Genomic DNA, 13,127 nt, shown 5'->3' with positions numbered 1-13,127 from the left:
CCCAAGCTCGATTCTGATATCTCGCTTACCTGTCAGATGCGTCTTGCGAACGACCCGAATGTCCAACCCACTCCCGTGGCCCGGACCCCAAGCCCATCCGCCTGCGCATCCCTTCTCGATCACGTTTTCACTTGTCAAAGATCCCTGCCGCAGACGCACAATGTCCGCGGACTTCCGACCTTGGCCGCGACATCGTGCGGACCCGGCGACGTTTCCGCCGCCAACCGTATGGATGCCGTTTTGCTTCTGGTCTTCCCTCGGCGCCGGCGCTTCGTCGTGCGAACCGTCCAGCGCGTCGGGAGGCGGTTTATAAGCGGGCCCGCCCCTGCCACGCAAGACTTTTTTTCGGTCGTTGTGCGCCCCTCCGGCGCAACATCGCGTCTGCGGCTGGCAGGCGGTGCCGGTCACCGTCCGGGCCTGCCCGTCGACGAAGGCGCTGGTGCGGAACCCACGGCGGCGCCGAGGAGGGTGCCGGTGCCTCGCATGGATGGTTGGGTCTGGCACCGCATGACCCCGGCCGGTGCCCCGTCTCCATCCCGAAGGTGGTGGTCTCCCGGCCGGGGATTGATACGGCTGCGCCGCCCCCGCACCTGTGTTAGAGTCGGGCCATGCTCCCAGCGATCGACATCGCGCTCTCCGGGTTGACCGCGCAGACCCGGCGCGTCGAGGCCTCGGCCTCCAACACGGCGAACCAGCGCAGCCGCGGCGCGCTCCCCGACGGCGACGCCCCCGGCGCGGCCCCGGTGGCCGGGGCGGCGACCGACGGCCGGCCGCAGCCCTACCAGCCCGTGGCGGCGGTGCCGACCGCCCAGGGGGGCGGCGCGGGCGGGGCCGGCACGCGGGCCGTCTTCACGCCGATCACGCCGGCCTACCATCCCGAGTACGACCCCGACGCGTCCTACGCCGACGCCCGCGGGCTGGTCGCCGCCCCCAACGTCGACCCGGTGCGCGAGACGGTGACCCAGATCACCGCATCCCGCACCTACGCCGCCAACGCCGCCGTGGTGCGCACCGCCGACGCGATGCTGACCAGTCTCCTCGACGACACGGTGTGACCGCCGGCGCCGCGGCGCCGCCCCTCACGACAGCGACGCGATCTCCGCCATGCGGTGGGAGTTGGCGGCGGCGTGGTGGTCCTTGGCGAGCAGCGTGTAGACCGCCGGCAGCACGAACAGCGTGAACAGCGTGCCGATCAGCATCCCCGACACGATCACCAGGCCGATGGAGAAGCGGCTGGCCGCTCCGGCGCCGGCCGCCGTCAGCAACGGCACCAGCCCCACCACCATGGCGGCGGTGGTCATCAGGATCGCGCGCAGGCGCACCCGCGCCGCCTGCTCGATGGCGGTGCGGCGGTCCACCCCTTCCGCGATCTGCATCTCCCGGGCGAAGGCGACCATCAGGATGCCATGCTTGGAAATGAGGCCGATCAGCGTCACCAGGCCCACCTGGGTGTAGATGTTCATGGTGGACAGGCCGAGGAACAGCGGCAACAGCGCCCCGCAGATGGACATCGGCACGCTGACCAGGATGACCAGCGGATCGCGCAGGGATTCGAACTGCGCCGCCAGCACCAGATAGATGATCACCATGGCGAAGACGAAGGTGACCATGAGCTGGTTTCCTTCGCTCACGAACTGGCGCGACTGGGACAGGTAGTCGTGGGTGAAGCCGGCCGGCAGGTGCTGGCGCGCCTGCTCCTCCAGGAAATCGACCGCCTGCCCCATCGACACACCCGGCATCGACACGGCGGAGAAGGTGGCCGAGGGCAGCTGGTTGTACTTGGTCAGCGCGTTGGGCTGGATCTCGGTTCCAATGGTGACCACCGTCGACAGCGGGATCTGGGTGCCGTCCGGTGCGGCGACGTAGTACTGGGCGAGATCGTCGGGAGACAGGCGCTTCGCCCGCGGCACCTGCGGAATGACCTCGTACGAGCGTCCGTTCAGGTTGAAGCGGTTGACGTAGTTGCCGCCGACCAGCACCCCCAGGGTGTCGCCGATCACCGACATGGACAGGCCGAGGTCGGCCGCCTTGGCGCGGTCCACGATCATGCGGTAGGAGGGGCTGTTGAACTGCAGGTCGCTGTCGGAGATGATGAACATCCCGCTCTGCCGCGCCGCCGTCTTGATCCGCTCCATCGCGTCGAAGATCGTGCGGTAGTCGCCGGAACTGGCGATCACCATCTGGATTGGCAGCCCGCCCGACGAGCCCGGCAGCGCCGGCGGCGACACCAGGAACACGTCGACGCCGGTGACCGCGCCCAACGCCGCCTGGGCGTCCGGCTGCACCTCCTTGGCGGAGCGCGTCCGCTCGTCCCACGGCTTCAGGATCATGCCCGCGAACCCTTCGTGCGCGGTGGGCGCCCCGTTGATGACGAACCGGGTGTCGGTTTCGGGAAACCCGGCCAGGACGCCGTCGATCTGCGCGCCGTACGCGTCGAAATAGTCGAGGTTGGCGTATTGCGGCGCCTTGGTGATGCCGAACAGAATGCCCTGGTCCTCCTCCGGTGCCAGCTCGCTCATGGTGTTGGCGAACAGGAAGCCGACCGACGCCAGGATGCCCAGGCCGAACAGCAGGGTCGCCGGCCGGAAATCCAGGGCTCCGCTCAGCCGCCGGGCGTACCAGTTCTCCAGCCGCGTGAAGTTGCGGTCGACGAACCGGGCGAAGCGGCCTTCGCTCATCTCCCGGGTCAGCAGCAGGGAGCACATCATCGGCGACAGGGTCAGGGCGACGACGCCGGAGATGATCACCGCACCGGCGAGGGTGAAGGCGAACTCGCGGAACAGGGCGCCGGTCAGGCCGCCGAGAAAGCCGATGGGGGCGTACACCGCGGCCAGCGTGATGGTCATCGAGATGACCGGCCCGACGATCTCCCGTGCCCCGACCAGGGCCGACTGCACCGGGCTCTTGCCCTCCTCCAGGTGGCGGTGGACGTTCTCCACGACGACGATGGCGTCGTCGACCACCAGGCCGATGGCCAGCACCATCGCCAGCAGCGTCAGAAGGTTCAAGGAGAAGCCCATCGCCAGCATGAAGGTGGCGGCGCCGATGATCGACAGGGGAATGGTGACGATCGGGATCACCACCGCCCGGAACGAGCCGAGGAACAGGAAGATGACGACGATGACGATGCCCACCGCCTCCAGCAGCGTCTTCACGACCTCGTCGATCGACGCCTGGATGAAGCGGGTGCTGTCGTAGACGATCTCCATCTCCAGCGCCGGCGGCAGATTGCGCTCGAGGTCGGGGACCAGCTTGCGGATGTCGGCGACGATGTTCAGCGGGTTGCCGGTGGGCGTCGCGTTGACGCCGATGAAGATCGCCCGCTTGCCGTTCATGGCGACGCTGGCGTCGCTGCTCTGCGCCCCGAGTTCGACGGTCGCGATGTCGTCGAGATGGACCAGCGAGGTGCCCGACGCCTTCACCACCATGTTGCGGAACTGATCGACATCGGTCAGGCCGGTGTTGGTGGTGATGTTGGTGACGACGAAGACGCCCTTCGCCTGCCCCGGCGCGGACTGGTAGTTGTTGGACTGGATGGCCGAACGCACGTCGGCCGGGGTGATCCCGCGCGCCGCCATCTTCTCCGGATCGAGCCAGACCCGCATGGCGAAGGTCTGCCCGCCCAGGAGCTGCGCCTCCGACACCCCCTCGACGGTGGCCAGGGTCGGCTGCACCACCCGGGTCAGGTAGTCGGTGATCGCCGCCTCCGACAGCTCGGTGCTGGCGAAGCCCATGTACAGGATCGAGGTCGTCTCGCCCGTCGACTTGAGAATCACCGGATCGTTGGCCTCGGACGGCAGCTGGTACTTCACCTGCTGGACCTTGGCCATGACGTCGGTCATGGCGACGTTGGGGTCGAGGTTGAGGCGGATGTTCGCCGTGACCACGCTCTGCCCCTGGGTGGACGACGAGGTGATGTAGTCGATGCCCTCGGCCGTCGACACCGCCTGCTCGATCGGCGTGGTGATGAACCCCTGCATCAGTTCCGGCGAGGCGCCGGGATAGACGGTCGTCACGGTGATGACGGTGTTCTTCAGCTCCGGGTACTGGCGGATCGGCAGGTCCAGCAGGGCACGGGCGCCGACCAGCATGATCAGGACGCTGACCACGGCGGACAGCACCGGCCGGCGGATGAAGAGGTCGGTGAAAGCCATGGTGGCGTCCTCAGTTGCGCGGCAGCGTCGCCGGTGCGGCGAGCGGGTCGGTGTCGGTGATCGCGACCGCCGCCCCGTTGTTGAGCTTCATCTGGCCGGACATCACGACACGGTCGCCGGCGGCAATGCCGTCCAGGATCTCGACCTTGCCCGCGAAGCGGTCGCCCACGGTGACCGGCACCCGGTGGGCCGACAGCGTCGCCTTGCCGTCCGCGCCGCGTTCCTCGCGCACCACGTAGGCGCTGTCGCCGTAGACGGTGTAGTCGACCGCCGTTTCCGGCACGACGACCATGTCGGGCTTGGCCGGGAGCACGACCCGGACGCTGGCGAACATGCCCGGAAGAAGCTGGCGGTCGCGGTTGTCCAGGGTCGCCTGCACCTGGATGGACCGGGTGTCGGCGCTGACCTGGGGCTCGATGGTGGTGATCGGCGCCTCGAACGTGCGGCCGGGTGCCGCGTCGGACTCGACCAGCACCGTCTGGCCCACGGCGATGCGGCTCAACGTGTTCTCCGGCAAGGAGAAGTTGACGTAGAGGGTCGACAGGTCGGTCAAGGTGACGATGGCCGCGCCGGCGGTGATGTACTCGCCGACATTGACCTTGCGGATGCCCAGCTCGCCGCCGAACGGGGCGCGGATCAGCTTGTGGGCGATCTGCGCCTCGGTGGCCTTGATGTTGGCGTCGGCCTCGTCGAGCTGCGCCTGGTTCTGGTCCACCGTGGTCTGCGGTCCGACCTGGTTGCGCAGCAGGTTGCGCGAACGCTCCAGGTTGGCCGTCGCCAGCTTCGCCTGGGCCTGGTAGGCCAGAAGATTGGCCTGTTCGGTGGCGTCGTTGAGCTGCACCAGGGGCGCCCCCTCGACCACCCGGGCGCCGGATTCGAAATGGATCTCGAGCACCCGCCCGGCCGCCTCGGAGGCGACCGAGACCTCCCGGCTGGCCACCAGGGTGCCGATCGCCGGAAGGTACTTGGGAACCGACTGCACGACGGCCGGGGTCACCGACACGGGCGTCGGCGGCGGCACGTTGCCGGCGAAGAAGTCGGCGATGGCCTGGTCACGGAAGGTCTTGAACCCGTAGAGCCCGCCGCCGACGAGGGCGATCAGCAGCAGCACGATCGCAACGCGGAGGGTCATCGAGGTGCGGGAGACCCGGCGGCGCGCGGGCGGCGGCGGGCGGTGGGCGGCAGGCCCGACCGCCGGCGCGGGCGCATGGCCGAGCCGCTGGTCGCCTCGGTTTTCGGTGTCGATCGTCACGGGTCGTGCCTCATTCGGTTGGGCGGTCGGGCCGCGCCTCGGGGCGCGGACCGCTCGCTCGGTCGTCGGTCGTCAGATGACGGGCCAGGGCCTCGTCGCGGAGGCCCATGCCGCGCAGCAGGAACCAGGAGACGGTGTGCTCCGCCGCCGCTCCCCGGTACCGCACCAGGGCCGCCTCGGGGCCCGACAGGAACTGGCTTCCCAGCATCGAGCAGAGATGATGGGACAGCCACAGCGCGTCCGCGGCATCAAGCGGCGCGCGGACGACGTCTCCGGTGTCGCGCGCCGCCTCGTAGGCCGAGGAAAAGGCGGGCAGGATCACCTCGGCCAGCCGCGCCAAGATCATGCGCGCGAACTCGCCGTCCTCGAGGTGGCTCATCACGTAGAGGCGCTGGCGCGCCATCTCCGGCGGGGAGTCCGGCAGCTCCGTCAGGAAGAACCCCACCATGCCGCGGATCATCTCCACCAGCGTGGCGGTCGAGGGCGGCAGCGCCAGCAGGCGCTCCAGTTCCGCGTCGCCGTCGAGGCAGGAGGAGAAGATCGCCTCGTAAAGCGCCGCCTTGCTGGGGAAGTGCTTGAAGATCAGCGCCTCCGACACCCCGGCCGCAGCCGCGATCTCGCGCGTCGTGGTCGCCGCGAAGCCCTTCTTGGCAAACAGCGGGAGCGCCGCGTCGACGATGGCCGTCCGCCGCCCGGAATTGTCGAGGCGCGGGGACGCCGTCCCCGGCGCCTTGTGCGACTGCTCAGTTAGTAAGCGCTTACTCACCATGCGCGACGGTGTACCCGGTTCCGGCGCCGTTGTCGACCGCCGTCGTTGCACGCGGATACGGGCGTGCCATGCGTTCGGATCATGGCGCCGCGGTCGCGGCCCTCGCAGGAAAAGAGTGACCGCGCCGGCGCGGCAGCCTATTGATGCACTCCAGACCGCCGTTCGCGCCGGCCGCGACGGGACATGGTACCGGCCACGGGGGGGCGCATGCTGAGCGAGCAGGACGTGTGGGTGATCAACCTGGAGCGCGCGCCGGACCGCCGCGCCCGCGTGGCCGCCGCCCTCGACGCGAGCGGCGTGCCCTACGCCTTCTTCCCCGCCATCGACGGCCGCAGCCTCAGCGACGCGCAACGCGCCCGCTACGACCGGGTCGCCCGGCTGCGCCGCTTCTTCTTCGATCTCGAGCCCAACGAGATCGCCTGCTACCTCAGCCATCTCGCGTGCATCCGCCAGGCCTACGAGATGGGCAAGCCGCGGGTGCTGATCCTGGAGGACGACGTGGTCCCCGGCGCCGACTTCAAGCGGGTCGTGGAGTGGTGCTTCGCCCTGCCCCAGGGATACGACCTCATCCGCCTCTACGGGATGCGCCGCCGCACGGGCAAGCCGGCCGGCCGCGTGGACGGGACCTACACCCTGATCCGCCCCTACAACGTGACCAGCACCTCGGCCGCCTACCTGATCGACCGCGGCGGCATGGCGAAGATCCTCGCCCGGGGCGAGCGCATCGTCATGCAGTACGACTGCATGATCGACCGCTACTGGGACAACGGGCTGCGCATCTTCGCCATCGACCCGTTCCCCGTGACCTGCGCCGACGTGGCATCGACGATCGGCCGGGACCCCTTGGATCCGTGGCGCAACGCCCCGAACGGGCGCCTGCTGCGGTTGCGGCTGAAGGCGCTGAAGGCCGGCGACAGCGTGCGCAAGCGTCTGCACAACGTGGCGATCGCGCTGGGCGTCACCTGACCGGCCATGGCGTCCCATGGCGGCGTCCGCGGACACCGGCAGCGCACCGATGGCCGGCCTTGGGGCGTCGGGGCTCCGGAGGGGGCCGGCGGGGCGGACTGGCCCCTGTCCGAGCGGGACCGCCCGTCGACCGGGACCACGCCGAGGGCATGGCCAGGAACACGCCCGAGGGCATGGGGTGCCAGACGCACAATGCCCCCGCCCGGACGGGCCGGACGGGGGCAGGCGCTGCGACGCTCGACGTCACGCCGTGGCGAACGTCACGACTGGGACAGCTCGCCCGTGACCCAGTAATCGATGCGGGCCTTGTTGTTGGCGATGTAGTTGTCCACCGCCTCCTCGTAGGAGCTGTTGCTGGCCTCCAGCATCACCGCCTGGAGATCCTCCAGCGGCAGGTACATGCGGGTCAGGAACTCCGCGACCTTGGGGTGGTCCTGGTAGAAGTCCTTGCGCGCCATGACGTGGACACGCTCCAGCCCGCCCAGGACGCCCTCGGGGTCCTCGAGATAGCGCAAGTCCCACTTGGCGAACATCCAGTGCGGGCTCCAGGCGGTGACGACGATCCACTCGTCGCGGTCGACGGCGCGGCTGAGCGCCGCGGTCATGGCCGCCCCGCTGGCCGACACCAGCTGGTAGTCGTCCAGGTCGTAGGTGTCCATCGCCGTCTCGGAGGCCTGCATCAGGCCGGCGCCGGGGTCGATGCCCTGGATCTTGCCCTCAAGCTTCTCCCGCACCGCGTCCTTTTTCAGGTCGGCGATGGTCTTCACCTGGTCCTCGGGCACGTAGGCCGGCACCGCCCAGCCCAGGCGGGCACGGGTGTAGAGGATGCCGAGCGGAACGATGTCCTCGCCCACCTTGTCCAGGTAGTTGCCGTGGGTCACCGGCAGCCAGGACATCATCATGAAGTCCAGGTCGCCCTTGGCGAGGCCCTGGTACTGCAAGCCGATGTCGGCCAGCACCAGCTCGACCTCGGTGCCGAGGCGGTCCTGGATGAGCTTCTCGGCCAGCTTGGTCACCGCCTCGGCGTCGGACCAGGCGGTCCAGCCGATGCGCACCGGACCCTTGGCGTCGGCGGCGAGAGCCGGACCGGCGGACACCGCCCCGCCCAGGACCACCGCGGCGCCCAGCGCCAGCATCTTCAGAAACGTACGTCGCATTGCGCTCTCCTTTTTCGGGATTGAATGACGGCCGGGATCACCGCGCTTCCGTGACCCCGGCGACGTCCGGCCGTTCGCCGGCCGGACGGGTGGCTGCCCCCTCGGGGGCGGCGGCCTTCCGGGGCAGGCCGAGCCGCTCGCGCAGGCTGGGCCGCACCTTTCCGGTGCCGAAACTCTGGGTGAGGCGGTCGAGCAGGATGGCCAGGATCACCACCGCCAGCCCGCCCTCGAAGCCGAGGCCGATGTCGAGGCGCTGGATGCCGCGCAGCACTTCGTTGCCGAGGCCGCCGGCGCCGATCATCGAGGCGATCACCACCATCGACAGCGAGAGCATGATGGTCTGGTTGATGCCGGCCATGATCGACGGCAGCGCCGTCGGCATCTGCACCTTGAAGAGGAGCTGGCGGCTGGTGCAGCCGAACGCCAGCCCCGCTTCCACCAGCTCGCGCGGCACCTGGCGGATGCCGAGATTGGTCAGGCGCACCGCCGGCGGCATGGCGAAGATGATGGTCGCGAAGATGCCCGGCACCCGCCCGAGGCCGAAGAACATCGCCGCCGGGATCAGGTAGACGAAGGCCGGCATGGTCTGCATGAAGTCCAGCACCGGCCGCACCACCGCCTCGACCTTGTCGCTGCGCGCCGCCCAGATGCCGAGCGGCAACCCGATCACCAGGGCGACCGTGGTCGCCGTCAGCACCAGGGACAGGGTGTCGACGGTCTCGTCCCACAGGCCGAGGCCGAGAACCACCAGCAGCGACAGCCCGGCGAACAGCGCGAACCGCGCGCCCAGGCGCCAGAAGCTGAAGAAGACGATGATCGCCGCCAGGATCAGGCCGGGGATCGTGGTGAGCAGGACCTGCACACCGTCGGCCAGGGCGCCGACGACGCTGTCGATCGCATCGAAAAGCCACTGGGCGTTGTCCAGCAGGAACTCGACGATGGCTTCCGCGCCGTCGCCGAGAGGAAGCTTGAAGTCATCCATGGCTCAGCGTGTCCGTCCCAGGGTTTCCAGATAGGCGGTCTTGGAGATCGCCCCGACATAGGCCCCCGTCTCGTCCACCACCGGCAGCGGATGGGGGGCGGTGGCGATGCGCGCCAGCACCTCGTCCATCGGCATGCTCGCGGGCAACGGCTCCTCCGCCGGCAGCAGGGCGTCGTCCAGGGTCGCCGTGCCGTTGCCCCGGTCGATCGCCGCCAGCAGCGAATCCACCGAGACGACGCCGTGGAACCGCCTCTTGGCGTCCTGCACGTAGCCGAACTCGCGGTCCCGCTCGCGCAGCTGGCGGACCGCGGCGCGCGGCCCTTCGCCCATGTGGCGGATCAGCGTCACCTGGTCGCGCCGGGCGATGTCGCCGGCGGTCAGGATCTTGGTGACGTCGATGTTGCGGAAGAACGACTTCACGTAGTCGTTGGCCGGGTTCTTCAGGATCTCGTCGGGCCGGCCGATCTGCACGATCCGTCCGCCCTCCATGATCGCCAGGCGGTCGCCGATGCGGATCGCCTCGTCCAGGTCGTGGCTGATGAAGACGATGGTGCGCTGGTGCTCGGCCTGCAGGCGCAGCAGTTCGTCCTGCATCTCCGTGCGGATGAGCGGGTCGAGGGCCGAGAAGGCCTCGTCCATGAGCAGCACCGAGGGTTCGTTGGCGAGCGCCCGGGCCAGCCCGACCCGCTGCTGCATGCCGCCCGACAGCTCGTGCGGCCAGCTCTCGGCGTGCGGCCCAAGGCCGACCGCCTCGAGGGCGAGCTGGGCGCGCTCGCGGCGGGCCTTGATGTCGACGCCGGACACGTCCAGGCCGAACGACGCGTTCTGCCAGACCTTGAGATGCGGCATGAGCGCGAAGCTCTGGAACACCATTCCCATGTTGCGGCGGCGGACCTCGATCAGGTCGGCCCGCGACATGCGATTGATGTCCTTGCCATCGATCATGATCTCGCCCGAGGTGGCGTCGATCAGGCGGTTGAGCAGGCGGATCAGCGTCGATTTGCCGGAGCCCGACAGGCCCATCACGACGAAGATCTCGCCGGCCTCGACCTCGAAGCTGGCGTCGTGGACGCCCACCGTCATTCCGGTGCGCGCGAAGATCTCGTCGCGCCCCAACCCGTCGTTCAGCATGTCCAGTGCGGTCTCCGGCCGGTTGCCGAAGATTTTGGTGACGCCTTTGGCGGCGATCTGAGTGGCCATTCGCTTGTCGCTTTCCCTTCGCCGAAACGACCCCGGCACCGGAGTCCAGCCTTCGAACTCCGGCATTCTTCCGAACAGGATCGTGTGCAAGCCCGGGATCTGCGTCGCAAATAGGACTATAGCCCTTTCCCCGCAGGACGCGGCGGACTGCAACGGCTTAAGACCCCATAATATTCAGTGGGCACGCCCCGAGAAATCGAGGCCACCCACAATAGGAATGTGCGCTTCACATCCCTTTTGGAAGGAAGATCGGAGAGTCGGATTTTGATTGTTGCCCAGGACCGGTTCCGGATTTCCTCCTTCCAGTTGGCGTGTCGCTTCGGCACGACACACGCAAGATGGACGCCGGAGTGGCGCCGGAACGGGCATGACTTGCCCGATTCGCCACCGACCCTATCAAAGGGGGGAGGAGATTCAAACCCCTTTTAGCCAAAAAAGTCTCCACCACCCCCAAAGCGCCGCGGCGCGGCGCCCCGAAAGGACGGCAGTCCGCGGCTCGCCCCAGGCCGGCGCCGCCGCCGCCGGGCCACGCCGAGGAGCGGCGGCGTCCTACCCCGCGGGGGTGCCGGCGGAGGCCGGCGCACCCTCCTCGTGGACGTCCTCGCCGGACGGCGAGCGCGGGTCGAGCGGCCCCACCACCGGCGTCGTCCGCGTCATCACGTGGAACGGCCCCTGCATCTCGTTGGGCACCGGGGCGCGCGCCTTCATGCGCCACAGGCCGAACGCCACCGCGGCGACACCGACCACGGCGCAGAACTGGAACAGGCCGGCGGGCCCGGCCACGGTCATCGCGGTGGAGGCGCCGAACGGCCCCACCGTCGCCCCCATCGAGTAGCCGAGCACCAGACCGCCGCTGGCCGACACCATGTCGGCCGGCTCCAGATGGTCGTTGGTGTGGGCGACGCACAATGGATAGAGGGCGAAGGTGATGCCGCCGAACACGCACACCAGGGCCAGCAGCCACAGGAAGTCCAGCCCGCCCGCCACCGAGAGGGCAAGGCTGACCGCCACCAGCACGGCGAACAGCACGACCAGGACCTTGCGCCGGTCGAAGATGTCGGAGAGGCGGCCGAGGGGCCATTGCAGCACGACGCCGCCCAGGATCGCCGCGCTCATGAACAGGGCGGTGTCGGAGGTGTCGTAGCCGAGCTGGCGGGTGTAGGCCGGCGCCAGACTGTACAGCGCGCCGGTGACGAGGCCGCTGATGAGGGTGCCGAAGACACCCAGCGGCGACACCGCGTAAAGCCGGCGGAACCCGAAGGACCGCACGTTGGGGAGGTGCGGCGGGGTTTGCCGGGTCAGGGCCACGGGAACCAGGGCCAGGGCCAGAAGAATGGCGATGATGGTGAACAGGAGGCGGCCGGTGTCGTCCTGCAGGTTCAGCAGGAATTGGCCGCCGCCCTGGCCGCCATAGACGCTGATCATGTAGAACGACAGGATCTGCCCTCGCGTCGCGGCCGTGGCGTTGTGGTTGAGCCAGCTCTCCACGCACACGAAGAGGCCGGCCATGCAGAATCCGGCGACCAGGCGCAGGCCCCCCCACAGCACCGGGCTGTCGCTCAGGGAATGCCCCAGCGTGGCCGCCGCGAGGATGGCGGCCAGCGCCGCGAAGGTGCGGATGTGGCCGACCGCCTGGATCAGCGCGAAGGCCCGCAACGAGCCCAGGGTCAGGCCGGCGAAGTAGCCGGCCATGACCACGCCGATGGTGAGCGGCGCGTTCTCCGCGTCCACCATGCGCACGCTGAGCAGCGTGGCCAGGGTGCCGGTGCCGGCCATCATCATCGCCATCGCCACCAGGAGGACGAAGACCGGCCGCATCATCGCGGTCATCGCGAGCCCCCGCGCCCCATCGCGTCGCGCGCCCGCGGCCCGACGATGCGCCCGAGTTCCTCGTCGACCACCGAAAGGCGCGGCCGCACCATCAGGCCCATGCGGTCCTGCACCGCGCGCTCGGCCCGGTCGAGCTGACGGCACGCCGCCCGTATCCGCGGCACGACCCGCGGCGGCACCGGCGCGAAGCAGGCGTGATGATCGTCGCGGGTGAACAGCCGGTCGCCCCAGCCCATGACTTCCTCCTCAGCCGGCGAGATGGGCCGGCATGACCACAAAGGCGAACGCCAGGCAGGCCAGCGCGCCGAGAATGAGACGGAGCGCCCAGGCACGGTGGCGGGCGCTGTGGGTGTTGCCGCACAGATATTGCTCGTACGCGATGGCGTAGGCGGCGGTCATCAGTTTCGTCGTCTGCTCCGGAAGGTCGGCCCCGGCCTCCTCCAGATGCTCCTGCGCCGTCAGCAGCTCGTCCAGGGTCGGCGGCTCGCGGTAGACGAACAGCCACTCGACCATCACGACATGGTAGATCGCGGCGACCAGCAGCACCACGGCCACCGCTCCCAGCCCCAGAATGACGACGCCGAGCGGTTCCGTCCAGCGGTTCGCGTCCACGGCCCGCGCCAGCGTGCCCAGCGAGAACACGGTGAAGGAGACCGCGGCCACCGGCGTGGACACGCTGCCGCGGATCGTTTCGCGGGTCGCCCGTTCGCTGAAATAGAGCTGGCGGAAATGGTCGTGATGGCGGTCGGCGGGTGCGATCATGGGCGGCTTGCCGGTGGTGGTCGGAACGGGCGCATCGCCCGGGCCAACAGCACCG

11 protein-coding genes are annotated in these 13,127 nt (G+C 69.2%); 2 read left to right on the top strand and 9 right to left on the bottom strand.

The annotated features are described in order from the left end of the window. Positions 1–608 precede the first annotated feature (608 nt). Positions 609–1,055: a flagellar basal body rod protein FlgC gene (locus tag AC6H2I_RS29330; RefSeq protein WP_497504333.1), complete on the top strand. Its 447-nt coding sequence runs from the start codon at positions 609–611 to the stop codon at positions 1,053–1,055. A gap of 24 nt (positions 1,056–1,079) precedes the next feature. Here the strand turns inward: AC6H2I_RS29330 and AC6H2I_RS29325 are convergent, their stop codons facing one another. From AC6H2I_RS29325 to AC6H2I_RS29315, 3 genes are all read right to left on the bottom strand, one after another. Beyond that, positions 1,080–4,154 carry a multidrug efflux RND transporter permease subunit gene (locus AC6H2I_RS29325; RefSeq protein ID WP_497504332.1) on the bottom strand — a complete coding sequence of 1,025 codons (3,075 nt, stop codon included), beginning with the start codon at positions 4,152–4,154 and terminating at the stop codon, positions 1,080–1,082. Positions 4,155–4,164: 10 nt separating this feature from the next. Beyond that, positions 4,165–5,286 (bottom strand): efflux RND transporter periplasmic adaptor subunit, encoded by a 1,122-nt coding sequence (locus tag AC6H2I_RS29320; protein WP_497504331.1) that lies wholly within the window; start codon positions 5,284–5,286, stop codon positions 4,165–4,167. A 130-nt stretch (positions 5,287–5,416) separates the two neighbouring features. Then, positions 5,417–6,175 (bottom strand): TetR/AcrR family transcriptional regulator, encoded by a 759-nt coding sequence (locus tag AC6H2I_RS29315; protein WP_497504330.1) that lies wholly within the window; start codon positions 6,173–6,175, stop codon positions 5,417–5,419. A 207-nt stretch (positions 6,176–6,382) separates the two neighbouring features. Here AC6H2I_RS29315 and AC6H2I_RS29310 point away from each other — a divergent pair, with 207 nt between their 5' ends. Beyond that, positions 6,383–7,141 carry a glycosyltransferase family 25 protein gene (locus AC6H2I_RS29310; protein WP_497504329.1) on the top strand — a complete coding sequence of 253 codons (759 nt, stop codon included), beginning with the start codon at positions 6,383–6,385 and terminating at the stop codon, positions 7,139–7,141. 260 nt (positions 7,142–7,401) lie between these two features. On the opposite strand, the gene AC6H2I_RS29305 is transcribed toward AC6H2I_RS29310, so the two are convergent. The 6 genes from AC6H2I_RS29305 to AC6H2I_RS29280 all read right to left on the bottom strand — a co-directional run bounded on the left by AC6H2I_RS29305 (position 7,402) and on the right by AC6H2I_RS29280 (position 13,072). Then, positions 7,402–8,298: a glycine betaine ABC transporter substrate-binding protein gene (locus tag AC6H2I_RS29305; RefSeq protein WP_497504328.1), complete on the bottom strand. Its 897-nt coding sequence runs from the start codon at positions 8,296–8,298 to the stop codon at positions 7,402–7,404. A gap of 37 nt (positions 8,299–8,335) precedes the next feature. Beyond that, positions 8,336–9,280, bottom strand: coding sequence for an ABC transporter permease (locus AC6H2I_RS29300; RefSeq protein WP_497504327.1), 945 nt, complete (start codon positions 9,278–9,280; stop codon positions 8,336–8,338). Between the two features lie 3 nt (positions 9,281–9,283). Continuing rightward, positions 9,284–10,480, bottom strand: coding sequence for a glycine betaine/L-proline ABC transporter ATP-binding protein ProV (gene proV, locus AC6H2I_RS29295; RefSeq protein WP_497504326.1), 1,197 nt, complete (start codon positions 10,478–10,480; stop codon positions 9,284–9,286). 549 nt (positions 10,481–11,029) lie between these two features. Further along, positions 11,030–12,310, bottom strand: coding sequence for an MFS transporter (locus AC6H2I_RS29290; protein ID WP_497504325.1), 1,281 nt, complete (start codon positions 12,308–12,310; stop codon positions 11,030–11,032). Further along, positions 12,307–12,546, bottom strand: a complete 240-nt coding sequence (locus AC6H2I_RS29285; RefSeq protein WP_497504324.1) for a hypothetical protein — start codon at positions 12,544–12,546, stop codon at positions 12,307–12,309. Before AC6H2I_RS29285 ends, AC6H2I_RS29290 begins: the two co-directional genes overlap by 4 nt. Before the next feature lie 10 nt (positions 12,547–12,556). After that, a complete protein-coding gene (locus AC6H2I_RS29280) occupies positions 12,557–13,072 on the bottom strand; it encodes a hypothetical protein (protein WP_497504323.1) in 516 nt (171 codons plus the stop codon). Between the last annotated feature and the right edge of the window lie 55 nt (positions 13,073–13,127).

The organism is Azospirillum sp. NS33 (assembly GCF_059703765.1).
Note: the sequence above shows the minus strand (reverse complement) of the source record. Positions and strands in the feature narration are given on the sequence as shown.